Genomic DNA, 24,285 nt, shown 5'->3' on the forward strand with positions numbered 1-24,285 from the left:
ACTCCTGCCCTCGCGAAAGAAGCAAGGAGACAACTCAATGCTATCCACAACGGCGGCGAAGGCCGCCCCACGGCGGTCACTCATGGTGAGCATGGGCTCACTCATGCTCACCATGTTCCTGGCCGCCATCGACCAGACGGTCGTCGCGACCGCCATGCCGACCATCGTGGGCGAGCTGCACGGCCTGGAGAGCGTGTCCTGGCTGGTCACCGCGTTCGCCCTCACCTCGGGCATCGCCACGCCCCTCTACGGCAAGCTCAGCGACATGTACGGCCGCAAGAACCTCTACCTGTCGGCCATCGTCCTGTTCGTCATCGGCTCGGCCCTGTGCGGCTTCGCGCAGTCCATGGGCCAGCTCATCGCCTTCCGGGCCTTCCAGGGCATCGGGGCGGGCGGGCTCATGGTGCTGAACATGACCATCGTCGGCGACCTGGCCACGCCCCGAGAGCGCGCCAAGTACCAGGGCATCTTCGGTTCGGTCTTCGCGCTGGCCTCGATCGCCGGGCCGATACTCGGCGGCTACCTCACCGAGCACGTCTCCTGGCGCTGGATCTTCTACATCAACCTGCCGCTCGGCTTGATCGCACTGGCCGTGGCGTTCGCCGTGCTGAAGCTGCCGCGGCGCGTCTCCCCGCACCGGATCGACTGGCTCGGCGCCGTGCTGATCTCCGGGCTGCTGACCTGCCTGACCCTTTTCACCTCCTGGGGCGGCACCGTCCACGCCTGGTCCTCGCCGGTCATCATCGGGCTGGGCGCGGGCGCGGTGCTGCTGGCGGTGCTGTTCGTGCTGGTGGAGCGGACGGCGGCCGAGCCGGTGCTGCCGCTGCGGTTGTTCCGCGACAGCACGTTCACGATCCCCGTGGCCGCCGTCGTGCTCATGGCCACCGCGATGCTCGGCGCGGCCACGTTCCTGCCGATGTTCCTGCAGCTGGCCGCCGGGGCGAGCGCGGCGGACTCGGGGCTGCTGCTGCTCCCGCTCATGGGCGGGATGGTCGTCTCGTCGACGGTCGTGGGGCAGCTCGTGCACCGGTTCGGCCGCTTCAAGTGGTTCATGGTCACGGGGGCCACGCTCGCCGGGATCGCCGGAATCCTGTTCTCGACCATGGACCTCGGGACCAGCGGGTTCGTCTCCGGCGCGTACATGGTGCTCTTCGGGTTCGGGCTCGGCATGGTCATGCAGAACGTGCTGCTCGCCGTGCAGACCACGACCCCGGCGGCGGACAGGGGAGCGGCGACCTCGGCCGTCACGTTCGCCAGGGGCGTCGGCGGGGCCGTGGGAATGGCCGTGCTGGGTGGCGTCTTCAGCGGCAGGCTCGCGCTGGGAGAGGCTGCGCTCACGCCCGAGGCGATCCGGGCGCTGCCCGAGGCCGTGCGGCACGCCACGCAGCTCGCCTTCTCCGACGCGATCACCGGGGTGTTCGCCTGGGTCGGACCGATCATGCTGGCCGCGGCCGTGCTCCTGACGTTCCTGAAGAATCTGCGTCTGGCGCACGCCGCGGAGCCCGTGACCGAAGCGGAGCCCCGGGCGGAGCCCACGCCCAGCACCCCGGCCTGACCCCGGGCGGAGCCCATGCCGGGGCACCTCGTCCTGACCCGATGCGAAGCGGACCCCATGGCTGAGGTCCGCTTCACTCCTTCACGTCCCAAATTTCGCTAGTAGGCTGCTTCAGCCGATGGCTGCCGGGAAGATGCAGATTCTGCGGCACTGGGTGAATGGGGGAAGTATGCGGCGAGTCGCCTCTGGCTTGATGGCGCTGGCCGCCGTGGCCATGTTCACCGCCTGTTCGAGCCCGACCTCGACCACGGCCCCGCGAAAGCCCGCCGCCCCCAAGGGCGCCGAATACCTCGTCTTCTACGCCGAAGGCCAGCAGCGCCTGGCGCGGGAGGCCGTCGAGCGGGCCGGCGGGACCACGGTGGGAGAGGACGCCAGGCTCGGCTACCTGCTGGCCTCGGGCAGCGGCGGGTTCGTGGAGCAGGTGGGCGCGGACCGGGCCATCGTCGGGGTCTCCCCGGACCGGAGCATCGGCTTCACCACGAACCGCGTCATGGCACCCGCCGCCGGCCGTACCGGATCCAAGTCCTTCCCCGACGCCGGATCGTTCACCAGGAACCGCGCGGGAGAGCCGCTGGCGGGCCGCCAGTGGGACATGCGGATGATCGGCGCGGACCGCGCCAACGCCAAGGCGCCGGGCAGCAAGCAGGTGCTGGTCGGCGTCATCGACACCGGAGTGGACGGCAAGCACCCCGACATCGCCCCGAACTTCAACCGCGGGCTCAGCCGCAACTTCGTCACCGACAAGCCCAAGGACGAGAACGGCGAGACGCTCGACGGCCCCTGCGAGGTCAGCAGCTGCAAGGACCCCGTGGACGAGGACGACGACGGCCACGGCACCCACGTGGCCAGCACGATCGCCTCCCCCATCAACCACATCGGCATCGCAGGCGTGGCCCCGAACGTGCAGATCGTGAACATCCGGGCGGGGCAGGACTCCGGGTACTTCTTCCTCAAGCCCAGCCTCGACGCGCTCGCCTACGCCGGCGACATCGGCGTGGACGTCGTGAACATGAGTTACTACGTCGACCCCTGGCTGTTCAACTGCAAGGCCAACAAGGCCGACACCAAGAAGCAGCAGCTCGAGCAGCAGGCCATCATCACCGGCATGCAGCGGGCACTCGACTACGCCCGCCAGCGGGGCGTCACGCTCATCTCCGCCCTCGGCAACGAATCCGTGGACCTCGGCAACCCCAAGGTCGACAAGGAGAGCCCCGGCTACCCGACGGGCGAGAAGAAGGTCCGCCAGATCGACAACTCCTGCATCGACGTGCCCGCCGAGTCGGGCGGCGTCATCTCCGTCTCCGCGCTCGGTCCCTCCGGGCGCAAGGCGATCTACAGCGACTACGGTGTCGAGCAGACCGACCTGGCCGCGCCCGGAGGCGACGCGCTGGACGGCAAGGGCGCCAAGGCCACCAGGTCGATCCTGGCCGCCGCGCCCGAGCGCGTGCTGCGCGCCGCCGGCCGGATCGACGCGAAGGGCGAGCCCAAGGGCCCGGACGTCGTCAAGGACTGCACGGCCGGCCCCTGCTCCTACTACCAGTACCTCGACGGCACCTCCATGGCCGCCCCCCACGCCACAGGCGTCGCCGCGATCCTCATCAGCCGCTTCGGCAAGCCAGGCAAGGGCGGCCTCGAACTCTCTCCCGCCACGGTCGAGGACCTGCTGTACAAGACGGCGACCCAGAAGGCGTGCCCGACGCCCCGCCAGTACGTGTACAAGACCTACGGCCAGACCGTGACGCAGGACTGCGGGGGCACCCAGGCCGACAACGGCTTCTTCGGCCACGGCGTCGTGGACGCCTGGAAGGCGGCTACCGTCGAACCATGACGTATCGCATCTTCGCGGAAGCCGCGATGGTGTGAAGCGCTTCGCTTTTCTCGCCCTGCCTGGTCGGGGGCGGTTCGTCGCGTGGCGGTGGCGGCGTACGATCGACACTGCGTCGACGGCGTCGTCTACCCCGAGGAGTACACGAACTTGGCACGACTGGGGGGCGCCGTTTTCGTTCTGTTCTCTTATCTCGGCTACGTTCTCCGTCGTCAGTGACTGCCAAGTGGTCTGTACCAATTAAGGTAGGACTCGTGACTCGTCGCGCGAAAATCGTCTGCACCCTAGGCCCCGCCACATCTTCCAAGGAACGCCTGCGCGAGCTGATCGCCGCAGGCATGGACGTGGCACGGTTCAACCTCAGCCATGGCAACCATGACCTGCACAGAGAGGTCTACGACCGGGTCAGGGAGGTGGCGGCCGACCTCGGCCGCGGTGTAGGCGTGCTCGCAGACCTGCAGGGCCCCAAGATCCGCGTCGGCACGTTCGAGGAGGGCCCCGTCCGGCTGGGCTTCGGTGACGTCTTCACCATCACCACCGAGGACGTGCCGGGCGACCGCGAGCAGGTCTCCACCACCTACAAGGGGCTGCCCAACGACGTACGCCCCGGTGACACGATCCTGGTCGACGACGGCCGCCTCGTGCTCGAGGCGACCCGCGTCGACGGTGAGCGCATCGTCACCCGCGTCGTCATCGGCGGCATGATCTCCGACAACAAGGGCCTCAACCTCCCCGGCGTCAACGTCAGCGCCCCCGCCCTGACCGACAAGGACGAGGCCGACCTGCGCTGGGCGCTGCGCACCGGCTGCGACATGATCGCCCTGTCCTTCGTGCGCCGCCCCTCCGACGCCGACGTGGTGCGCAACATCATGGAGCAGGAGGCCGTACGCCTGCCGCTGCTCGCCAAGATCGAGAAGCCGCAGGCCGTGGACCGCCTCCCCGAGATCGTCGATGCCTTCGACGGCATCATGGTGGCCCGCGGCGACCTCGGCGTGGAGCTTCCGCTGGAGCAGGTGCCGATCGTGCAGCGGCGCATCATCGAGCTCTGCCGCGAGAAGGCCCACCCGGTCATCGTCGCCACCCAGATGCTCGACTCGATGATGAACGCCCCCCGGCCCACCCGCGCCGAGGCCTCCGACGTGGCCTACGCGGTCATGGACGGCGCCGACGCGGTCATGCTGTCGGGTGAGACGTCGGTCGGCAACTACCCGATCGAGTCCGTCTCCACGATGGACCGCATCGCCTGCGCCGCCGAGGAGACGTCCCTGCGCGCCACCCACACGCTGGAGCGCATGCCGGAGACCACCGGCGGCGCCATCGCGCGGGCCGCCGCCGAGGTGGGGGCCATCGTCGGCGCCAAGGCGCTGGTGGCGTTCACGATGTCGGGCGAGACGGCGCGCCGCCTGGCCCGCTACCGCTCACCGATCCCGCTGCTGGCGTTCACGTCGTCGCCTCACGTGCGGGGGCAGCTGTCGCTGACGTGGGGGGTGGAGACGTTCCACGTGCCGTTCGTGCACCACACGGACGACATGGTGCGGCAGGTGGAGGCGTCGCTACTGTCGTCCGGGCGCCTGGAGAAGGGCGACAAGGTGGTCATCGTGGCCGGCTCCCCTCCCGGCACCCCGGGCTCCACCAACGCCCTCCGCGTCCACACCATCGGCTCCGCGGTCTCCCACGCCCACTGATCTCTATCAAGGGCTTTCAGGGTTTTCACGGCTGCGCACGGCGAGTCGTGCTCTAGGGAGACGCTTCAGTTCCTTGACGGCTGCGCACGGCGGGCACCACCCGCCGACCGTGGCTGAGGGCCCTCCAGGGAGACGCTCACCCGCCTCACCGGCGCGCCGCCGCAACGGCGCGCCGCGGGCCGTCTCCGTGGCTTGGGCGGGCCGGTACATCGACGGGCGGGGTGTACCACGGGCGGCGTTGGTGACGACGGCCGCCGCCCGCGTGGCAGCGTGTCAGTTGGAGTGCAGAGCGGCGTTGAGCTCGATGCCGTCGCCCGTGCGGGGGACCGCCTCCACCGCGCCGGACTGCGAGTTGCGGCGCAGAAGGATCCCGTTCGAGCCGGACAGCTCGGCCGCCTTCACCACCGTGCCGTCCGGGAGGGCGACCTTCGTGCCCGCCGTCACATAGAGCCCCGCCTCAACCACGCAGTCGTCGCCCAGCGAGATGCCGATCCCCGCGTTGGCGCCCAGCAGGCAGCGCTCGCCGATCGAGATGACCTGCTTGCCGCCACCCGACAGCGTGCCCATGATCGAGGCGCCCCCGCCCACGTCGGAGCCGTCGCCGACCACCACGCCGGCCGAGATACGGCCCTCGACCATGGAGGCGCCCAGCGTGCCGGCGTTGAAGTTCACGAAGCCCTCGTGCATGACCGTCGTGCCGTGGGCCAGGTGGGCGCCGAGACGCACCCGGTCGGCGTCGGCGATCCGCACGCCGGAAGGCAGCACGTAGTCCACCATCCGCGGGAACTTGTCCACCCCGTACACCGTCACGGCGCCCCTGGCCCGCAGGCGCAGGCGCGTCTGCTCGAAGCCGGGCACCGGGCACGGGCCGAAGTTGGTCCACACGACGTTGGCGAGCAGGCCGAAGATGCCGTCGAGGTTCACTCCGTGCGGCTTGACCAGGCGCGCGGAGATCAAATGCAGTCGCAGGTAGACGTCGTGGGCGTCCACGGGCGCCTCGGAGAGCTTGGCGATGCCGGTGCGCACCGCCACCACCTCCACGCCCCGTGCCGCGTCGGGACCCGCGAGCTCCGTCAGCTCGTCCAGCTCGGGGGCCTCGCCGGCGGAGAGCCGCTCGGTGCCCGTCGCGGGCGCGTCGCCCAGCTCAGGGGCGGGGAACCAGGTGTCGAGTACGGTGCCGTCGGCGGCGATGGTCGCAAGTCCGACGCCGAACGCGCCGGTCGAGGTGGGATCGATAGCAGTCACGGGCCCAAAAATACCGTTTCACGGGTCAGCGGGCAGCGCGCAGGTCCGTGGGAGGGTGCCCGGGTCAGCCGAGAGCGCCCAGGTCGGCGGAGAGCCAGCGTTCGGGCCGCATCCTGAACGTCATGAGCACATGGAGGTCCGAGCCCTGCACGTAGCCCTCCACCGCGTCGGGCGGTAGGTAGCGGGAGGCGATGCGGGTCAGGTCCTCCAGCGTCGTGGGCTCGGAAGATATGAGGGGGCCTTCAACGGACACGTACCGATATGTCGGGCTGACCCGCTGCACCAGCATCGAGAACCTGCCGGCCTTCGCGATCAGCTGGGCCTTGCGGGAGTCCCCATCCGTCAGGAACCGGATATCGCCGCCCAGGACGTAGGAGTACCAGACGGGCACCATCAGCGGTGCCCGCCCGTCACCCGCCTCCACGGCCAGGCTCGCGATGTGCGGCTCCGCCAGGAACGCCTCCCGCGCCGCCACGCTCAACGGCATCCCGCCCCACCCCCGTCTGCATCGATCTTGAGACGGCTATTCCCGGTGGGAGCGATCCCGAAAGCTCCTCACCACGGCTTTTGCGACCTTGTGAAGGCGGCGACCCCGTCTCGCGCGCGGCGGAAGGTGGCCGCGCGTCCAGGGTCGCGGAAGGCACCTCCGCGTCCGAGGCGGCGGAAGGCGGCAGCGCGTCCAGCGGCGCCGAAAGCGGTCCCACGGCGGTGGTCGCGGACGTCGAGACGACGCCGGCGACGGAGTGCTGGGCCGAGACGGTGGCGGCGGTGGGGTGTGGGGCTGAGACGGTGGCTTGAGCGGCAGGATGACGTGTCGCGATGGCCGTCGCCGTGTGGACGAATGCCCCGAGCGCCCGCGAGCGCGTCCCCTCCGGCCAGGCCAGCGCCACGGTCGTCGGCGCGCCGTCGAGCACCGGCACGGCCACCAGGTCACGCCGCAGGTGCTCCGCCACCGACTCCGGCGCCACCGCGATCAACCGGCCCAACGCCACCAGCTGCATCAACACAGTGGCATCACGGATGCCGCCCTGCTGGCCAGGCCAGCAGGGCGCCGGGTCGTCCTCCAGGTCGGCCAGGCGCACGAAGGACCGCCCCGCCAGGCGATGCCCGGGAGGCAGGATCGCCACGCTGCCCTCGATCCGGAGCGGCTCGCTGTCGAACCCCGTCAGATCCTCGTACGGGCTGTGCAGGAACGCCACGTCGGCCGTGCCGTCACGCAGCATCCGCGCCCGCTCCGTCACCGCGCACAGCACCAGCTCCACTTCCACGGCGTCGGGATGGGCGCGGTAGGCGGCGAGGATCTCCGGCAGCAGGCCACCGTCGCCGCCGGCCTTCAGCGCCACGACCAGCCGGGGTTCGGCGCGCCCGGCCCGCTGCGTGCGCACCGCGGCGGCGGCCACCGCGTCGAGGACCTTGGCCGCCTCCCTGGCCAGCACCTCGCCCGCCGGCGTCAGCGCGATCTGCCGCCCGGACCGGTCGAACAACATGACCCCGAGCCGCCGTTCCAGCTTCTGGATCGCCCTCGACAGCGGCGGCTGCGCGATGCCCAGCCGCTCGGCCGCCCGCCCGAAGTGCAGCTCCTCCGCGACAGCGGCGAAGTAGGCCAGCTCGCGCGTTTCCATACCTTCAGGGTATTGGCCATGACCCACCCGGTGTTGGCCCCAACGCGGCGAGCGGTGGTGTGCTACCCGACATGACCGAAAAGACCACCGCCCTGGTGACCGGGGCGAACAAGGGCATCGGGTACGAGGTCGCCGCCGGGCTCGCGCGCGAGGGCATGACGGTGCTGCTCGGCTCCCGCGACCGCGAGCGAGGCGAGGAGGCCGCGGCCCGGCTCCGCGCGGCGGACGGCGACGTGCGGCCGGTCGTACTGGACGTCACGGACCCGGCCACGATCGAGGCGGCCGCCGCCGCGCTGACCCGCCTCGACGTGCTCGTCAACAACGCCGGAATCTCGGGCACCGCGTGGGTCCCGCCCAGCGCCACGTCCCCACGGACGGTGTGGGAGGTGTTCGAGACGAACGTCATCGGCGTCCTCATGGTCACCAACGCCATGCTCCCCCTGCTCAGACGCTCACCCGCGGCCCGCATCGTGAACGTCTCCAGCGGCGTCGGCTCCCTCGCCCACCACACCGACCCCGGCCACTACATGTCCGGCCTGCCACCCATGGCCACCTATCCGGTGTCGAAGACCGCGCTCAACTCCCTGACCGTCCAGTACGCCAAAGAGCTCCGCAAGGACGGCATCCTGGTCAACGCCGCCGCCCCGGGCGCCTGCGCCACCGACTTCAGCAAGGACCTGCCGTACAAAATCACTCGCACTGCCGCAGACGGCGCCGCCATCATCATCAGGTTGGCCACCCTCGGCCCCGACGGACCGACGGGCGGGTTCTACGACGATGAAGGAATTGTGCCTTGGTAGACATCATTGAACTGAACCGGCGATCCGTGCAGGCCACCATCGACCTCCTTGACACCCTCAAGCCGGACGATTTGGACAGGCCGACGCCGTGCGCCGGATGGGCCGTACGCGATCTGCTGGAACACCAGATCGCGCAGAACCACGGCTTCGCCTTCGCGGCCACGGGGCAGCGGTCAGACCTGGCCGGCTGGCGGCCCCGCCCACTGGGCGCTGACCCGGCGGCCGAGCACGCCGCCTCTGCCCGCGCCGTCCTGGCCGCCTTCGCGACCGGCGGCGTCCTGGACCGCCCGTTCTACCTGCCGGAGGTACGCGACGGCGGGCCGTTCCCCGCGGAGCTGGCGATCGGCTTCCACTTCATCGACTGCGTGGTGCACGGCTGGGACTTCGCCAAGGCCCTGGGCCTCCCGCCCAACGTGGACGAGGACCTCGCCGCGGCCGCACTCCCACTGGCCCGCCAGGTCCCGGACACGCCGCAGTCGCGCGGCGAGGGCAAGGCATTCCTCCCCGGCCTGTCCGCCCCCGCCGACGCCTCGGCCCTGGACCAGGTCGTCGCCCTCCTGGGCCGCTCGCCCGACTGGACACCGTGAAGCGTCAGTACTTGGGACCGACGTAGGCATCCAGCAGTTCGACGGCCTCGCGCCTGGCGACGGACAGCTCGTTGCGGTTGTTGAAGCGCCAGGCGACGCCGAGCAAGTCGAGCGCCTCACCACAGAGGGCAAGGATGTCGGAGGACTCGTTCTTGAACAGGTAGCGGGGGTATTCGTACCAGCGCACGCCGCTGGGGAGTGGACGGCGCACCCGATTCATCCCGCGATAGCCATCGGAGTGGATAAGGCCCCTGACGAACCGCCCAGGATGGGATGTGACGATCTCCCGTTGCCAGAGCTCGAGCACGATCGGCCGGTTGTGCTTCTTGCCTGGCCCATGCTGGGGGAACAGGTGCGGCCAGTGCTTCGAGAGGCTCTTGACCTCAGTGCAACCGTTGCGCTTGCGTCGGCTCACTGCTGAGGCGGGCATCACCTGTGCCATCGTGGCGGCGACTTCCTCGATCAGGCCGGGCCAGTTGTCGTCGCAGTAGACGGTGAGCAGGTAGACCCCCTTGGGGCAGTGCACGATGTGGCCGTCGCCGAGGTAGAGGCCGAGCAGATGGGCGTAGCTGTCGGCGGGCGTCGGAGAGAGCGGAATCGGTGCACAACGGGGGCAACTGCGGGTTGTGGGAGGGTGCGTCTCAGGCAAGTCGCGCCACCGACGGATGGTGTTCATGTTGACGCCGGTCTGGCGGCTTGCCTCGCGGATGCTGAGACCGGAGTCCAGCAGGCGGAGCGTACGGTTGCGCACAGCGAGATCATGCATGCGGAGAGTGTCGCAGCCGGGTACGACAAAAACCGCCCGGCCGTGAAAGCCGGGCGGTTGATCGGTGCCCCGGGTGGGATTTGAACCCACACTGTACGGGTTTTGAATCCGCTTTCTCTGCCGTTGGAATACCGGGGCGGGCGGGGTTTGTCCGGTCTACGGTCTGGGAGTGTAACGCCCCGAGCCGCACCGGCGTGGATCTAATCTACCGGACATCGGTACTCTTCTGCTCGTGAGTACGCAGCGGCGAGTAGTGATCGCGGAAGACGAGGCCCTGATCCGCCTCGACCTCAAGGAGATGCTCCAGGAGGACGGCTACGTCGTCGTGGGCGAGGCCGGGGACGGTGAGCAGGCGATCCGGCTGGCCGCCGAGCTGAAGCCCGACCTCGTCATCCTGGATGTGAAGATGCCCGTGCTCGACGGCATCTCGGCGGCGGAGCGGATCGTGGCCGAGCGGATCGCGCCGTGCCTGATCCTGACCGCGTTCTCTCAGCGTGACCTGGTCGAGCGGGCCAGGGACGCGGGGGCGATGGCCTATCTGGTGAAGCCGTTCACGAAGGCGGATCTGGTGCCGGCGATCGAGATGGCGGTCAGCAGGCACGAGGAGATGGTGGCGCTGGCCGCCGAGGTGTCGAGCCTGTCGGAGCGGCTGGAGACGCGGAAGCTGGTGGAGCGCGCCAAGGGGTTGCTGATGACGCAGCACGGCTGGAGTGAGCCTCAGGCGTTCAGGTGGATCCAGAAGGCGTCGATGGATCGGCGGTTGAGCATGCGTGAGGTTGCTCAGATCGTTATCGATGACGCGGCTGAGCGGGGCTGAGGGAGTCTTTCGGTAGGTCGCGTGCCGGGCCTCCGTGCTGTGGCGTGTTCAGGGGCGACCGCTGCGGGGTCCGCGCTGTCCTCCTCGGTCTCGCCCCGGGGGGATGGCGGGCTGGTCTTCGGTACGGCGCTGCCGCGGACGTATCTGGGCCGCCCATGTTCGCGGGCGTCGAGTTGGGCCGGCCTGTCTCCGAATACGACGCCGGACTGTGGACGTGGGGCAAGGCCAAAGGCTTGAAGCCCCCTTATTGCGGCCTGGATCCCGAAATTTCGGCCTGAAGTCACCATCACTGACAGAAGTCCGTAACTCTCACGAAACATACAATTACGGGGAGTGTTTGGGACATTACGAATCCGCATAAAAGCGGCGTAAGAACTCCCCACCTCCTCCCCGAACAGGCATGCTGAGCTCGGAAAACCCAGCGAAGGTGATCGTTCCTTCGTTGAGATAGGGGGAGTCTCTTTTATGATCCGCATTGCTCCAACAGGGCGCGTACTGGCCGTCGCGGCCGCGGCGAGCCTGGCTTTGACCGCCTGTGGTGGAGGCGGTGGTGACACGGCCGCGAAGCAGTCCGACTCGGCGGCCCCGTCCGCGGCGGCCTCCTCGGCTCCCGCGGAGAAGGGTGACGGCACGCTGACCCTCGGCACGGTGCTGCCGCAGACCGGTTCGCTGGCGTTCCTCGGCCCGCCCGAGTTCGCCGGGGTGGACCAGGCCGTCAAGGAGATCAACGAGGCCGGGGGCGTGCTCGGCAAGCCGGTCACCAAGGTCCACACGGACTCCGGTGACACGACCACGAACATCGCCTCGCAGTCGGTGGACAAGCTGCTGGCGCAGAAGACCGACGCCATCATCGGCGCCGCGTCGTCGTCGGTGTCGGAGTCGATCATTGACAAGATTACGGGCGCGGGCGTGGTGCAGTTCTCGCCGGCCAACACCTCCGACAAGTTCACCACGATCAACGACAACGGGCTGTACTTCCGCACGGCGCCGCCGGACAAGCTGCAGGGCCGGGTGCTCGGAGACCTGATCGCCGCCGACGGCAACGACACCATCGGCATCCTGGCCATGCAGGACTCGTACGGCTCCGGCCTGGCCGACCAGATCACCAAGACGGCCGAGGAAGCCGGCGCGAGCGTCGCGGAGCGCGTGGACTACGACCCGAAGGCGGCCGACTTCTCCGCCGACGTGGCCAAGATCAAGGCGAAGAACCCCAAGGCGATCGTGCTGATCGGCTTCGAGGAGGGCGCCAAGGTCGTGGCGGAGCTGGTCAAGCAGGGCCTGACGGCCGACAAGTACAAGTGGTACATGGTGGACGGCAACATGTCGAACACCAACTACCTGAAGATGCCCAAGGGCACGCTCAAGGGCGTCAAGGGCACCATCCCCGGCGCCGAGGCGCCCGAGGAGTTCAGGAAGAAGCTCAAGGAGCTCGACCCCAAGCTCTCGGACTTCACGTACGCCGCGGAGTCGTACGACGCGGCGAACCTGATCGCGCTGGCCGCCGAGGCGGCCAAGGACGACACCGGCAAGTCCATCGCCGCCAAGCTGCCCGAGGTGAGCAAGGGCGGCGAGAAGTGCAAGAGCTTCAAGGAGTGCGTGGACCTGCTGAAGGCCGGCAAGGACATCGACTACGACGGCATCAGCGGCCCGGTGGAGTTCGACGACGCGGGTGACCCGGCGGTGGCGACGATCGGCGTCTACCAGTACGGCGACGACAACAAGTACCCCGGCAAGGCGCTGGAGTACCGCACCGGCAAGATCGAGGGCTGAGCCTCAGCCCAGGCCGCACGTCTTCAGCGCGTACGTGATGAGGCGATCCTGCAGCGGCTTGGGCGGCACCACGATGACGACGCGTTCCTGGCCCCCGTCGATGCTCGCCCGCACGGGGAACAGGAACGCCTTCTTGGCCTCGGCGAACGCGTGCGGGTCGCAGCGGCCGGGGGTGAGCGTGATCGGCACCTCCAGCCGCTGCTGCCCGGCCGCCAGCACGCCCAGGGGCCGGTGCCTGGGCGTGACGATGAAGTGGGTGGTCCCGCCCATGTCGTTCAGCGTGACCGCGCCCTCGCCGCGCCTGGTGATCACCAGGTTCCCCCGCATGGCCTTGCCCGACTCCTCCCACTCAGGGCCGAACTCGATGTCCGCCGCCTCCTTGATCAGGAACTCGGAGCACTCGTCCCGCAGCAGCCTGGCCAGGAGCGGGTCCGGGTGCGGCACGTCGAACACCACCTTGTGCGGCGGCTCCGAGCCGGTGCTGAGGTGCGCCACGACCGTGGCGGGCTGTACCTCGGGCAGGCCCTTGGGGAGGCAGTTGGCGGGGCCCAACGTGATGCGCAGGTCCGTACGCTCGGTCTTGTTGATGGCGCTGTCGATCCGCTGCGCCGGGAGCGTTTTGAATGAGGGCGTGACGAGCTGGACGTCGGCGAAATAGACCGGTGTGTCGGTGGTATTGCGGACGGCCACCTCGATCGCGTGCACGGGCTCGTCCGAACGCCATTGCGCCAGCGAGACGGATACGCCGCCGGGGGGCTTGGCGGAAGGCTGGGCGGGCGGCTCGGAGGAGCCGCAACCGGTGAGGAGTACCGCCATCACGAGGGGAACCGTAAAGCGCTTCACCCACCGCACATTAAGCGTCCTTCCGCAGCTCCCGTAAGTTGAGGAGTGATTACGACTCCGCATCCAAGTGCCGACAGTTCCTCAGCGCATCTAGTTGGAGCACGCTGCGGTTTTGTACGTTTCCTGCATTCGTTCGGGAACGCTCGGCGGTGCTGACGGATCCCGGCCTGGAAATGAAGGAGACACTTCATGATCCGCATTGCTCCCGTGGGGCGGGCGCTGGCTGTCGTGGCTGCCACCAGCCTCGCCCTGACAGCCTGCGGCGGTGGCGGCGGCGACACCGCCACGCAGACTTCCCAGTCTGCCGCGCCATCCTCGTCGGCGCCCGCCGCCGCGAAGGGCGACGGCACCCTGACCCTCGGTACGCTGCTGCCCCAGACCGGTTCGCTGGCGTTCCTCGGCCCGCCCGAGATCGCGGGAGTCAGCCTCGCTGTCAAGGAGATCAACGAGGCTGGGGGCGTGCTGGGCAAGCCGGTCACCAAGTACGACACTGACTCGGGTGACACGACCACGAACATCGCCTCGCAGTCGGTGGACAAGCTGCTGGCGCAGAAGGCCGACGCCATCATCGGCGCCGCGTCGTCGTCGGTGTCGGAGTCGGTGATCGACAAGATCACGGGTGCGGGCGTGGTGCAGTTCTCGCCGGCCAACACTTCTGACAAGTTCACCACGATCAACGACAAGGGTCTGTACTTCCGTACTTCGCCGCCCGACAAGCTGCAGGGGCGCGTGCTGGGCGACCTCGTGGTGTCCGACGGCAACGACACGGTCGGCATCCTCGCGATGCAGGACTCGTACGGCACGGGCCTGGCCGACCAGGTGCAGAAGACCGTCACCGACGGCGGCGCCGAGGTCGTCGAGCGCGTGGACTACGACCCGAAGGCGGCCGACTTCTCCGCCGACGTGGCGAAGGTCAAGGCGAAGAACCCGAAGGGCATCGTGCTGATCGGGTTCGAGGAGACGGCGAAGGTCGTGGCGGAGCTGGTCAAGCAGGGCCTGCCCGCGGACAAGCACAAGTGGTACATGGTGGACGGCAACACGTCCAACACGAACTACGTGAAGATGCCCAAGGGCACGCTCGACGGGGTCAAGGGCACGATCCCCGGCGCCGCGGCTCCCGAGGAGTTCCAGAGCAAGCTGAAGGCCATCGACCCCAAGCTGCAGGACTTCAGCTACGCCCCCGAGTCGTACGACGCGGCGAACCTGCTCGCGCTGGCCGCCGAGGCCGCCAAGAGCGACGCCGGCGTGGACATCGCGGCCAAGCTGGCCGAGGTCAGCAAGGGCGGCGAGAAGTGCAAGAGCTTCAAGGAGTGCGTGGACCTGCTGAAGGCCGGCAAGGACATCGACTACGAGGGCGTCAGCGGCCCGGTCGAGTTCAACGAGGCCGGTGACCCGGCCGTCGCCACCATCGGCATCTACCAGTACGGCGCGAACAACAAGTACGCCACCAAGGCGCTCGAGTACCGCACCGGCAACATCGCCGGCTAGTACCGCCGCCTCACACGGAAGGGCCCGGCCGCCATGGCCGGGCCCTTCTCGTCGCTATCCGCATCCCGCCACGATCTGGTCGGCGGCCACCCGGTACTGCTTGAGCAGGGCCACCTGACGCTCCCGCGGCACGTCGTTCCTGGACAACCCCGCCGTCGTGGTCTTGATCGTCTGCACGGCCCCCTTGAGCGAGTCGGGCATCCGGTCGCCGAACTCCAGCGTGATCCCGCGCAGCTCGGCCAGGCGGCCGATCACGGCGTCCTCGAAGTACTGCTGGTCCTCCTGGCCTTTCGGCTTCAGCATGAGGTTGGCGTACCCGATGGCCGAGACCACACGGGCGCAGGGGCTGTCGGTCGGATCGCCGCCGGTGCTGTACTTCGACGCGGACGAGGCGTTGTCCTGGCAACCGACGAGCAGGACGGGGATGATGAGCGCGACTGTCGCTAAACGTTTCACAGCGCTCATTAAAGAACGGCGAAGGGGCCCCGCGGGAGCCCCTTCGCCGTCTTGATCCTGATTACGCCTTGGCCAGCGTGCCGAGGTACAGCTCGATGACCTTGGGGTCGTTGGCGAGCTGCCGCCCGGTGCCGGTGTAGGCGTTGCGGCCCTGGTCGAGGACGTAGCCGCGGTGGCAGATCTGCAGGCAGCGGCGGGCGTTCTGCTCCACCATGATCACCGTGACGCCCGCCTTGTTGATCTGCTGGGCCTGGATGAACACCAGGTCCTGCAGCTTGGGCGACAGGCCGGCCGACGGCTCGTCGAGCAGCAGCACGGACGGCTCGGTCATGAGGGCCCTGGCCATCGCCACCATCTGCCGCTCACCGCCGGACAGGGACCCGGCGCGCTGCTTGCGCCGTTCCTTGAGCGCCGGGAACAGCTCGGTGACGAACTCGAAGCGCTCCTTGAACTTTCCCGGCACCTGGAAGGCGCCCATCTCGAGGTTCTCCTCGATGGTGAGGCTGGGGAAGACGTTGTTGGTCTGCGGCACGTAGCCGACGCCGCGGGAGACCAGCGAGTGGGCCTTCATGTTCGTGATGTCCTCACCCTTGAGCAGCACCGTGCCGCTGCGGATGGTGACCAGCCCGAACATGGCCTTGAGCAGCGTCGACTTGCCGGCGCCGTTGGGGCCGATGATGCCGATCAGCTCGCCCTCTTTGACGTAGAGGTCGGAGCCGTTGAGGATGTTGACGCCCGGCAGGTAGCCGGCGATCAGTTCGTCGCACCGCAGCACGGCGTCCTCGGCGCCCTCCAGGTGGGCGCTGCGGTCGGTGACGGCCGCCTTGGATTCAGGCACGGTCACTTCTGCGTCTCCTCTTCGATCTCGGCCTCCAGCGCCGCCTCCGCCTCGTGGAGCTGGCTCTCCAGCTCGCTCTCCGACAGCGGCGCGTCGTGGTGCGCCCCGAGGTAGGCGTCGATCACGCGCTCGTCGGACATGATCGTCCCGGGTGGCCCCTCCGCGATGACCGCGCCCTGCGCCATGACGATCACCCAGTCGCTGATGTCGCGGACCATGTCCATGTCGTGCTCGACGAACAGCACCGTCATGCCCTGCTCGCGCAGGTCCTTGACGTGGCCGAGCAGCGACTGGGTCAGCGCCGGGTTGACCCCGGCCATGGGCTCGTCGAGCATGACCAGCTCGGGCTGGACCATGAGCGCGCGGGCCATCTCCAGGAGCTTGCGCTGGCCGCCGGACAGCGACCCGGCGAAGTCGTCGCGCTTGGCGTCGAGCTTGAACCGCGTGAGCAGCTCCTCGGCCCGCTCGGTGATCGCGTCCTCCTGGCCGCGCCAGGACCCCGGCACGAGCGCGCGGAAGAAGTTCTCGCCCTTCTGCTGCTGGGCGCCCAGGCGCATGTTCTCCAGCACCGTCAGGCGGGACAGCGCCTTGGTGAGCTGGAACGTGCGCACCATGCCGGCGCGGGCCACCTTGTGGGCGGGCACGCCGTTCATGGACCGCCCGTTGAACGTCCACGAGCCGGAGTCGGCCGTGTCGAACCCGGTGAGCTGGTTGAAGAACGTGGTCTTGCCGGCGCCGTTGGGGCCGATCAGCGCGGTGATGGAGCCGCGCTGGATCTCGACGTGGCCGACCTCGACGGCGGTCAGGCCGCCGAAGCGGCGAACCACGTTGTCCACGACGAGGATGGGGTCGGGCTTGGGCACGCCGGGGTCGTGCGCCAGGTCCTTGAACGCCGCCAGGGCCGCGGCCTTGCGCTCGGTGGTGGTGGTTTCAGCGTGCATCGATCGCTATCTCCCTCTTGTCACCGAAGATGCCCTGTGGCCGGAAGATGAGCAACAGGATCAAGCCGAGGCCGACCAGGATCCAGCGCACGGCGCCGACCTGGTTGACATCCAGGAAGGTGATGTACCCCGCGCCGACCGCCTCGGAGAGCACGCCGTAGACGAGGACCAGCAGCACCCAGAAGAGCATCGAGCCGATGACGGGGCCGAGCACGCGGGCGGCGCCGCCGAGGATGACCATCGTGTACATGTAGAACGTGGTCTCGGTGCCGAACACGTCGGGCTGCACCGAGGCGTAGGCCAGGCCGTAGAGGAAGCCGCCCAGAGCGCCGATGACGCCGCCCAGGATGAGCGACTGCATCTTGTACGAGAAGACGTTCTTGCCGAGGCTGCGAACGGCGTCCTCGTCCTCGCGGATGGCCTTGAGCACGCGGCCCCACGGGCTCTTCATGAGCAGGTAGACCATGGCGCAGGCCAGGGCGATCAGCACCCAGCCGACGAGGATGACCCACAGCTGCCGGTTGTTGAAGAACAGGGGCACCGGGCCGAGGTTGAAGCCGTACTGCCCCTCCGGGAAGGGGTTGAGCGCGTAGAAGCCGTCGGAGAAGCCGCGCTGCCCGTCGGAGCCGCCGAAGACGTCCTTGAACGCCACCGAGCGGAAGATGAGCCGTACGATCTCGGCGGCCGCGATGGTGACGATGGCCAGGTAGTCGGCGCGCAACTGCAGGGTCGGTATGCCCAGCAGGATCGCCAGGAGCACGGCGGCGACCAGGCCGACGATGATGCCGAGCCAGAACGGCAGGCCCAGGACGGTGACGGTGACCGCCAGGCCGTAGCCGGCCACGCCCATGAAGGCGGCCTGGCCGAAGTTGAGCAGGCCCGTGTAGCCGAAGTGGATGTTGACGCCGATGGCGGCGATTCCGTAGAGCACCGTCTCGACGCCGACCGCGGCCTTGAGGGTGGTGCTGATGATCGTGATCCAGTCCATTCTGATCCTCCCCCGATCAGCCGATCCGCTCGCGGCGGCCCAGGATGCCCTGCGGCCGGATGAGGAGCACGATGATGAGTACGACCAGCGCGCCGACGGACTTGAGCTCCGGCGGCACCCACAGGGTGGAGACCTGGACGAACAGGCCGACCACGAGTGAGCCCACCAGCGCGCCGAACGCGGTGCCGAGCCCGCCGAGCGTCACGCCGGCGAAGATGAGCAGCAGGACGTCCTGGCCCATCGTGTATTTGAGGCTCTGCGACAGGCCGAGCATGATGCCCGCCAGCCCGGCGATGGCGCCGCCCGCGGTCCAGATGATCCGGATGACCCGGTCGACGTTGATGCCGGACGAGGCCGCGAGCGCGGGGTTGTCGGCCACGGCGCGAGCCGCCTTGCCGGTGCGGGTGCGCAGGAGCGCCAGGCCGACGATGACCAGGACCACGAGCTCGATGCCCATGGCGACGAAGTTCTTCGGGGCCGCCGTGATGGGGCCGACCTCGATGCCCGGCTGCGCGGTGTACTGCGCGTAGGCCTCGTTCTGGCCGCCGAAGAAGATCAGGAACACATAGCGGAGCAGGAGCGCCACGCCGATCGAGATGATCATCATGGCGATGGTGCCGGTGCCGCGCCTGCGCAGCTGGCCCCAGAAGAAGCGGTCCTGGAAGTAGCCGAGGATGCCGGCGAGCACGACGGCGATCAGCGCGGCTGGGATGAGATGCAGCCCGAAGCCCACGTTGAACGCGTAGGCGAGGATCGCGCCGAGCGTGACCAGCTCTCCGTGGGCGAAGTTGGTCAGGCCGGTCGTGCCGTAGATGAGCGAGAGACCGAGCGCGGCCAGCGCGATGATCAGGCCGAGGTTGAGCCCCTCGAACGTCAGCTGGGCGGCCTGCTCCCAGAACGTGGTCTCCCCGCCGGTGTCCGCCTGCTGCTGACCCGGGGCGCCCTTGGGCTGGAGCGCGAACAGGACCGCCGAGCAGTTGCCCTCGAAGACCGTCAGCGTGCGGACATTGTTGCCGCCCCGCACCTCGGCATTCTTCGGAAGGCTGCTGACATCCAGGGTGACCTTGTACTTACCTGGTTTGTCGACCTGAACATCCCACGTGCCCTGTGTGTTACTTGTGACCTCCTTGACGGGTTGTCCGCTCTCGGTGGTCACGGCGATTTTCGCGCCGTTCACTGGCTGGCCTTGGAGTTTGAGTGTTCCCCTCAGTCCCTGGCAGTCGGCCGTACTCGCTTGGGCGGGTACGGCCAGCAGGAAGACGAGTCCACCCAGGAAGGCCGTGAACGCGATCACGGCTCTGCGCAATGGTGCTCCCTCAAGTAGGTCAAGGCGGGGTTGTGCCCCTCCATCTCGACACGCGGGCATCGCAGGCACAACTGGGATGCTGTGGCGGGAGCTTATTCTGGTGTCGCCCGGTTCAGTATCGTTCGTCACCAATTAGTGACATGTGCGTGTCACTCATGTGAGGAAACAACAAGCCTGGTCAGGGGCTAAATCGGGGTAGACGCCTGGCGCTTTGTCATACGAATGCGTAACGATCAGCGGGAAACATGGACGAGCCCGCGGGGGCGGCCTTTGGGGCCGTGTAGGGCTTCCCCGGCCGTACACGTTATCTACTGGGCCTTCCCGCGGGCTCGCGTTCGGACCACCGTAGCGACCCACAGGCGCTGCGCGCAAAGGGACGCAAGTTTCACCTGTCGCGCAGCATGCACGTGAGGCGAGAGGTGCAGACGAGTTTTCCCCGCTCATCGGTGATCTCGATGCCGTACGTCGCCAGCGTCCGGCCGCCGTGCAGCCTGGTCGCGACACCGGTGACGTACCCGGAGGTCGCCGGGCGGTGATGGGTCGCGTTGATCTCGATCCCCACCGCGATGCGCTCGGGGCCCGCGTGGATGGCCGCCGCCACCGAGCCGAGCGTCTCGGCCAGCACCGCCGACGCCCCGCCGTGCAGCAGGCCGTAGGGCTGGGTGTTGCCCTCGACCGGCATCCGGCCCACCACCCGCTCGGGGCCGGCCTCGAGGAACTCGATGCCCATGCGATCGGCCAGAGTGCCCTCGTGCGTGGCGCCGTACACCGAGAAGTCCAGGGGGTTGGTCTGCGTCAAAGGGACGTCTCCACTCTTCCGAGCTCAGGTTTTCTGTCGCAGACGCAGACTAGGCTGCGTGTGTGCCGAAGAGTGAAGTGACCCCCAGCCGCCCGCGCCTTTTGCTGCTTGACGGGCATTCCCTGGCCTACCGCGCGTTCTTCGCGCTGAAGGACGCCAACCTGATGACCACCGACGGTCAGCACACCGAGGCGGTCTACGGGTTCACCTCGATGCTGACCAACGTCCTGCGCGACGAGCAGCCGACCCACGTGGCGGTGGCCTTCGACAGGTCGGAGCCGACCTTCCGCCACGAGGCGTACTCCGAATACAAGGCCAACAGGAGCGAGACGCCCGAGGACTTCCGCGGTCAGATGCAGCTCATCTTCGAGCTGCTCGACACCTTCCGCATCCCGCGCCTGTCCAAGGCCGGATTCGAGGCCGACGACCTCATCGCCACGCTCGCCACCCGCGCCTTCGAGCAGGGGATGGACGTCCTGATCGTCACCGGCGACCGCGACGCGCTGCAGCTGGTCAACGAGCACATCACCGTCCTGATGACACGGCGCGGCATCAGTGACATGACGAGGTTCACGCCCGAGGCGGTCGTGGAGAAGTACGGCCTGACCCCGGCGCAATATCCCGACTTCGCCGCCCTGCGCGGCGATCCCAGCGACAACCTCCTGAGCATCCCGAGCGTGGGGGAGAAGACCGCCGCCAAGTGGGTGCGCGAGTTCGGCTCGCTGACCGCGCTGGTCGACCGGGTCGACGAGGTCAAGGGCAAGGTCGGCGACAAGCTGCGCGAGCACGTCGCCCAGGTGCTGATGAACCGGCGGCTGACCGAGCTGCTCCGCGACGTCCCGCTCGAGGCCGACCTCGGCGACCTCACGCAGGGCACCTGGGAGCGCGAGGAGATCAACAAGCTGTTCGACAGCCTGCAGTTCCGCGGCGAGCTGCGGGAGCGGGTGTTCAAGGTGTTCGGCTCCGGCGAGCAGGAGCCTGACCAGGGCTTCGAGGTCGAGACCGTGCTGCTCGGCCCCGACCGGGTGGCGGGCTGGCTGTCCGCGCTGCCCGAGGGCCGGGCCGGGCTGGCCTTCAAGGGCGCCTACGGCAGCGGCACCGGCCGCATCGACGGCATCGCCGTCGCCTCGCCCGACGGCACCGCCGCCTACATCGACCCCGTCAAGCTCACCGAGGCCGACGAGACGGCCCTGCGGGCCTGGCTGGCCGACGACACCAAGCCCAAGGCCGTCCACGACGCCAAGGGGCCCATCCTGGCGCTCTGGGCGCAGGGCCTGGAGCTGCGCGGCCTGAGCTGCGACACCGCGCTCGCGGCCTACCTGGCGATGCCGGGTCAGCGCACGTTCGCGCTGGAAGACCTGGCCAGGCGCTACCTCAACCGCGACCTGCGGGCCGAGGAGGAGTCCACCGGGCAGGCCGCTTTGTTCGGCGATGACGAGGACGCCCCGGCCAAGGACCTCGCGCTGCGCGCCCACGCCGTGCGCGAGCTGGCCGAGGCGCTGGAGCGCTTCCTGGCCGGCCGCGGCGGCACCCAGCTGATGACCGACGTCGAGCAGCCGCTGCTGGCCGTGCTGGCCGAGATGGAGCGTGCGGGCATCGCGGTCGACGGCGAATACTTCGCGGGGCTGGAGGCCGAGTTCGGGGCCGCGGTCAAGCACGCCGTGGAGGAGGCCCACCGCGCCGTCGGCGAGCAGTTCAACCTGGGCTCGCCCAAGCAACTGCAGGAGATCCTCTTCGTCAAGCTCAACCTCCCCAAGACGAAAAAGATCAAGACCGGCTGGAGCACCGACGCCGACCAGCTCGCCTGGCTGGCCACACAGACCGATCACGAGCTGCCGACGATCATGCTGCGCCACCGCGACCAGCAGAAGCTGCGCACCACCGTAGAGGGCCTGATCAAGGAGATCGCCGACGACGGGCGCATCCACACCACGTTCAACCAGATCATCGCCGCCACCGGCCGGCTGTCGTCGGAGAAGCCCAACCTGCAGAACATCCCGATCCGCACCGCCGAGGGCCGCCGGATCCGCCAGGGCTTCGTGGTCGGTGAGGGCTACGAGACGCTGCTGACGGCCGACTACAGCCAGATCGAGCTGCGCATCATGGCGCACCTGTCGGGCGACGAGTCGCTGATCGCGGCCTTCGAGTCCGGCCACGACTTCCACCAGGCCACCGCGGCCAGGGTGTTCGACCTGCCGCCCGAGCAGATCGACGGCGAGCTGCGGGCCCGCATCAAGGCCATGAACTACGGCCTGGCCTATGGCCTGTCCGACTTCGGGCTGGCCGGGCAGCTCAACATCCCGGTGGCGGAGGCGCGGGCGCTGAAGGAGGAGTACTTCGAGGAGTTCGGCGGCGTGCGCGACTTCCTGCACGCCATCGTCCAGCAGGCACGCTCCGACGGCTACACCGAGACGATCATGGGCCGCCGCCGCTACCTGCCCGACCTCACCAGCGACAACCGCCAGCGCCGCGAGATGGCCGAGCGGATGGCGCTCAACGCCCCCATCCAGGGCTCGGCCGCCGACATCATCAAGGTCGCCATGCTCAACGTCCACCAGGCCATCCGCGAGGAGGGGCTGACCTCCAGGATGCTGCTGCAGGTCCACGACGAGCTCGTGTTCGAGGTGGCGTCAGGGGAGCTGGAGCAGCTCACGCAGCTCGTACGCGACCAGATGAACGCCGCCTACCAGCTGCGGGTCCCGCTGGAGGTGTCCGTGGGCGTCGGGCGCACCTGGGAGGACGCAGGACACTGAATTTTTTGGGTAGATCTGCACTAGCCTGAACGTAATTTCACCGAGCGGTCGGGAGTTCTGTGCGGATATCAGCGTCCCTCACGCGGATCATCGGCATCGCGAACGTCGTGGTGGTCACAGTGGCCGTCATCGGCTTAGGCCTCTTACCCGGCGACAGGCGTCCGCAGGCCAAGGTGAGGACCGTGGCCAAGGTCCAGGGCAGCGTCGAGCCGCCGAACCCCTCCCCGGTGGGCCAGCCGCCGGGGGTCGTGGCCACACCCGACTTCGCCCGGCAGGTGCACGCCAACGAGGCCGGGTTGGTGCCGGTGCTGATGTACCACCGGATCCTCGCCAAGCGGCTGGCCTCGATCGACCGGACGCCGGACCAGCTCAGGAAGGAGCTGGAGAAGCTCGCCGAGCAGGGCTACGTGCCGATCACCGCCAGAGAGTTCGCCACCGGCGACATCAGGGTGCCGGCGGGGAGGTTCCCCGTCGTGCTGACGTTCGACGACGGGCACCCGAGCCACTTCGCGCTCGACGCGAGCGGCAACCCCAAGCCCGACACGGCGGTGGGCATCATTCAGGAAGTGGCCAGGAAATACCCCTCTTTCCGGCCGGTCGCCACGTTCTGGGTCAACCGGGAGCCGTTCGGGCTGGTCGACAGAGGGGCCCAGACAGTGGCCGTGAAGTGGCTGGTCGACCACGGCTACGAGGTGGCCAACCACACCTGGAGCCACCCCAGCCTGCGCGTGCTCAGTAAGAAGAAGGTCCGCGAGCAGATCGTCCGGCTCGAGCGCCTGATCGAGAAGCTCGGCGCGCCGCCAGCCAAGACCATGGCGTTGCCGTACGGCTCGGTGCCCCGGCCGAAGAAGCTCGCCCGCACCGGCTCCTGGGACGGCACCCGTTATGATTTCGCCGGCGTGTTCCTCGCTGGAGCCGAGCCGTCGCTTTCGCCCTACGCGAAAAAGTTCGACAGGGGAGCGATCCAGCGCATCCAGAGCAACGGCAAGAAGGGCGAGTGCCGCAAGTGGTGCTCGCAGTACTGGCTGGAGTGGCTGAACAAGCACCCCGGCGAGCGCTACGTCTCCGACGGCGACCCGGACCGGATCTCCATACCGGAGAAACTTCGGGGTAATATCATCGCCAAGCGTGGGCTCCAGGTCATCGCGTATTGATTGCCCCCTGGATTGACCGCGTGGCCAACGTCTCATATGCTGATCGC

Annotated in this window: 21 protein-coding genes and 1 tRNA gene; 10 read left to right on the forward strand and 12 right to left on the reverse strand. The window is 68.6% G+C overall.

The features are described 5' to 3' along the window. Positions 1–37: 37 nt before the first annotated feature. The 3 genes from ACQPWU_RS19875 to pyk all read left to right on the forward strand — a co-directional run bounded on the left by ACQPWU_RS19875 (position 38) and on the right by pyk (position 5,065). Positions 38–1,555 carry an MDR family MFS transporter gene (locus ACQPWU_RS19875; RefSeq protein WP_433442098.1) on the forward strand — a complete coding sequence of 506 codons (1,518 nt, stop codon included), beginning with the start codon at positions 38–40 and terminating at the stop codon, positions 1,553–1,555. 169 nt (positions 1,556–1,724) lie between these two features. Then, positions 1,725–3,383: a S8 family peptidase gene (locus ACQPWU_RS19880; RefSeq protein ID WP_433442100.1), complete on the forward strand. Its 1,659-nt coding sequence runs from the start codon at positions 1,725–1,727 to the stop codon at positions 3,381–3,383. A gap of 251 nt (positions 3,384–3,634) precedes the next feature. Beyond that, positions 3,635–5,065, forward strand: a complete 1,431-nt coding sequence (gene pyk, locus ACQPWU_RS19885; protein ID WP_433442102.1) for a pyruvate kinase — start codon at positions 3,635–3,637, stop codon at positions 5,063–5,065. Between the two features lie 273 nt (positions 5,066–5,338). Here pyk and dapD read toward each other — a convergent pair whose 3' ends face one another. The 3 genes from dapD to ACQPWU_RS19900 all read right to left on the reverse strand — a co-directional run bounded on the left by dapD (position 5,339) and on the right by ACQPWU_RS19900 (position 7,932). Continuing rightward, positions 5,339–6,310 (reverse strand): 2,3,4,5-tetrahydropyridine-2,6-dicarboxylate N-succinyltransferase, encoded by a 972-nt coding sequence (dapD, locus tag ACQPWU_RS19890; protein ID WP_433442104.1) that lies wholly within the window; start codon positions 6,308–6,310, stop codon positions 5,339–5,341. Positions 6,311–6,374: 64 nt separating this feature from the next. Further along, complete coding sequence (locus ACQPWU_RS19895; RefSeq protein WP_433442106.1) at positions 6,375–6,797, reverse strand: pyridoxamine 5'-phosphate oxidase family protein; 423 nt, start codon at positions 6,795–6,797, stop codon at positions 6,375–6,377. After that, on the reverse strand, positions 6,721–7,932 hold the full coding sequence (locus ACQPWU_RS19900; protein WP_433442108.1) for a LysR family transcriptional regulator: 1,212 nt from the start codon (positions 7,930–7,932) through the stop codon (positions 6,721–6,723). The genes ACQPWU_RS19895 and ACQPWU_RS19900 overlap by 77 nt, the downstream gene beginning before the upstream one ends. Before the next feature lie 71 nt (positions 7,933–8,003). On the opposite strand from ACQPWU_RS19900, the gene ACQPWU_RS19905 reads away from it, so the two are divergent. Together ACQPWU_RS19905 and ACQPWU_RS19910 are read left to right on the forward strand one after the other, a co-directional pair. Beyond that, the gene (locus ACQPWU_RS19905) at positions 8,004–8,732 is read left to right on the forward strand and encodes an SDR family NAD(P)-dependent oxidoreductase (protein ID WP_433442110.1); all 729 of its coding nucleotides are present in this window, start codon (positions 8,004–8,006) and stop codon (positions 8,730–8,732) included. After that, positions 8,726–9,319: a TIGR03086 family metal-binding protein gene (locus ACQPWU_RS19910; RefSeq protein WP_433442112.1), complete on the forward strand. Its 594-nt coding sequence runs from the start codon at positions 8,726–8,728 to the stop codon at positions 9,317–9,319. The genes ACQPWU_RS19905 and ACQPWU_RS19910 overlap by 7 nt, the downstream gene beginning before the upstream one ends. A 4-nt stretch (positions 9,320–9,323) precedes the next feature. Here ACQPWU_RS19910 and ACQPWU_RS19915 read toward each other — a convergent pair whose 3' ends face one another. Further along, entirely contained in the window at positions 9,324–10,070 is a 747-nt protein-coding gene (locus ACQPWU_RS19915) for a hypothetical protein (protein WP_433442114.1), read from the reverse strand. Between the two features lie 80 nt (positions 10,071–10,150). After that, a tRNA-Leu gene (locus tag ACQPWU_RS19920) sits at positions 10,151–10,223 on the reverse strand. A gap of 94 nt (positions 10,224–10,317) precedes the next feature. Between ACQPWU_RS19920 and ACQPWU_RS19925 the strand changes: the two genes are divergently transcribed. Both ACQPWU_RS19925 and ACQPWU_RS19930 read left to right on the forward strand, forming a co-directional pair. Beyond that, positions 10,318–10,902 carry an ANTAR domain-containing response regulator gene (locus ACQPWU_RS19925; RefSeq protein WP_360711417.1) on the forward strand — a complete coding sequence of 195 codons (585 nt, stop codon included), beginning with the start codon at positions 10,318–10,320 and terminating at the stop codon, positions 10,900–10,902. A 465-nt stretch (positions 10,903–11,367) separates the two neighbouring features. Further along, entirely contained in the window at positions 11,368–12,672 is a 1,305-nt protein-coding gene (locus ACQPWU_RS19930) for an ABC transporter substrate-binding protein (RefSeq protein WP_433442116.1), read from the forward strand. A gap of 3 nt (positions 12,673–12,675) precedes the next feature. Here the strand turns inward: ACQPWU_RS19930 and ACQPWU_RS19935 are convergent, their stop codons facing one another. Continuing rightward, entirely contained in the window at positions 12,676–13,491 is an 816-nt protein-coding gene (locus ACQPWU_RS19935; RefSeq protein WP_433442118.1) for a hypothetical protein, read from the reverse strand. Positions 13,492–13,704: 213 nt separating this feature from the next. Here ACQPWU_RS19935 and ACQPWU_RS19940 point away from each other — a divergent pair, with 213 nt between their 5' ends. Next, on the forward strand, positions 13,705–15,003 hold the full coding sequence (locus ACQPWU_RS19940) for an ABC transporter substrate-binding protein (RefSeq protein ID WP_433442120.1): 1,299 nt from the start codon (positions 13,705–13,707) through the stop codon (positions 15,001–15,003). A gap of 54 nt (positions 15,004–15,057) precedes the next feature. Here ACQPWU_RS19940 and ACQPWU_RS19945 read toward each other — a convergent pair whose 3' ends face one another. The 6 genes from ACQPWU_RS19945 to ACQPWU_RS19970 all read right to left on the reverse strand — a co-directional run bounded on the left by ACQPWU_RS19945 (position 15,058) and on the right by ACQPWU_RS19970 (position 20,262). Further along, a complete protein-coding gene (locus ACQPWU_RS19945; RefSeq protein WP_360695765.1) occupies positions 15,058–15,459 on the reverse strand; it encodes a hypothetical protein in 402 nt (133 codons plus the stop codon). Positions 15,460–15,520: 61 nt separating this feature from the next. Beyond that, positions 15,521–16,303: an ABC transporter ATP-binding protein gene (locus ACQPWU_RS19950; RefSeq protein ID WP_433442123.1), complete on the reverse strand. Its 783-nt coding sequence runs from the start codon at positions 16,301–16,303 to the stop codon at positions 15,521–15,523. Continuing rightward, positions 16,300–17,238 carry an ABC transporter ATP-binding protein gene (locus tag ACQPWU_RS19955; protein ID WP_433442125.1) on the reverse strand — a complete coding sequence of 313 codons (939 nt, stop codon included), beginning with the start codon at positions 17,236–17,238 and terminating at the stop codon, positions 16,300–16,302. Before ACQPWU_RS19955 ends, ACQPWU_RS19950 begins: the two co-directional genes overlap by 4 nt. Then, positions 17,228–18,226, reverse strand: a complete 999-nt coding sequence (locus ACQPWU_RS19960) for a branched-chain amino acid ABC transporter permease (RefSeq protein ID WP_433442126.1) — start codon at positions 18,224–18,226, stop codon at positions 17,228–17,230. Before ACQPWU_RS19960 ends, ACQPWU_RS19955 begins: the two co-directional genes overlap by 11 nt. A gap of 16 nt (positions 18,227–18,242) precedes the next feature. Then, positions 18,243–19,532, reverse strand: coding sequence for an ABC transporter permease subunit (locus ACQPWU_RS19965; RefSeq protein ID WP_433442128.1), 1,290 nt, complete (start codon positions 19,530–19,532; stop codon positions 18,243–18,245). 385 nt (positions 19,533–19,917) lie between these two features. After that, positions 19,918–20,262, reverse strand: a complete 345-nt coding sequence (locus ACQPWU_RS19970) for a PaaI family thioesterase (RefSeq protein ID WP_433445246.1) — start codon at positions 20,260–20,262, stop codon at positions 19,918–19,920. Positions 20,263–20,393: 131 nt separating this feature from the next. On the opposite strand from ACQPWU_RS19970, the gene polA reads away from it, so the two are divergent. Then, positions 20,394–23,084: a DNA polymerase I gene (gene polA, locus ACQPWU_RS19975; RefSeq protein ID WP_433442130.1), complete on the forward strand. Its 2,691-nt coding sequence runs from the start codon at positions 20,394–20,396 to the stop codon at positions 23,082–23,084. 119 nt (positions 23,085–23,203) lie between these two features. Next, positions 23,204–24,238 (forward strand): polysaccharide deacetylase family protein, encoded by a 1,035-nt coding sequence (locus tag ACQPWU_RS19980; RefSeq protein WP_433442132.1) that lies wholly within the window; start codon positions 23,204–23,206, stop codon positions 24,236–24,238. The last annotated feature ends 47 nt before the right edge of the window (positions 24,239–24,285 follow it).

Source organism: Nonomuraea sp. CA-141351 (genome assembly GCF_050944675.1).
Classification (GTDB): Bacteria; Actinomycetota; Actinomycetes; order Streptosporangiales; family Streptosporangiaceae; genus Nonomuraea.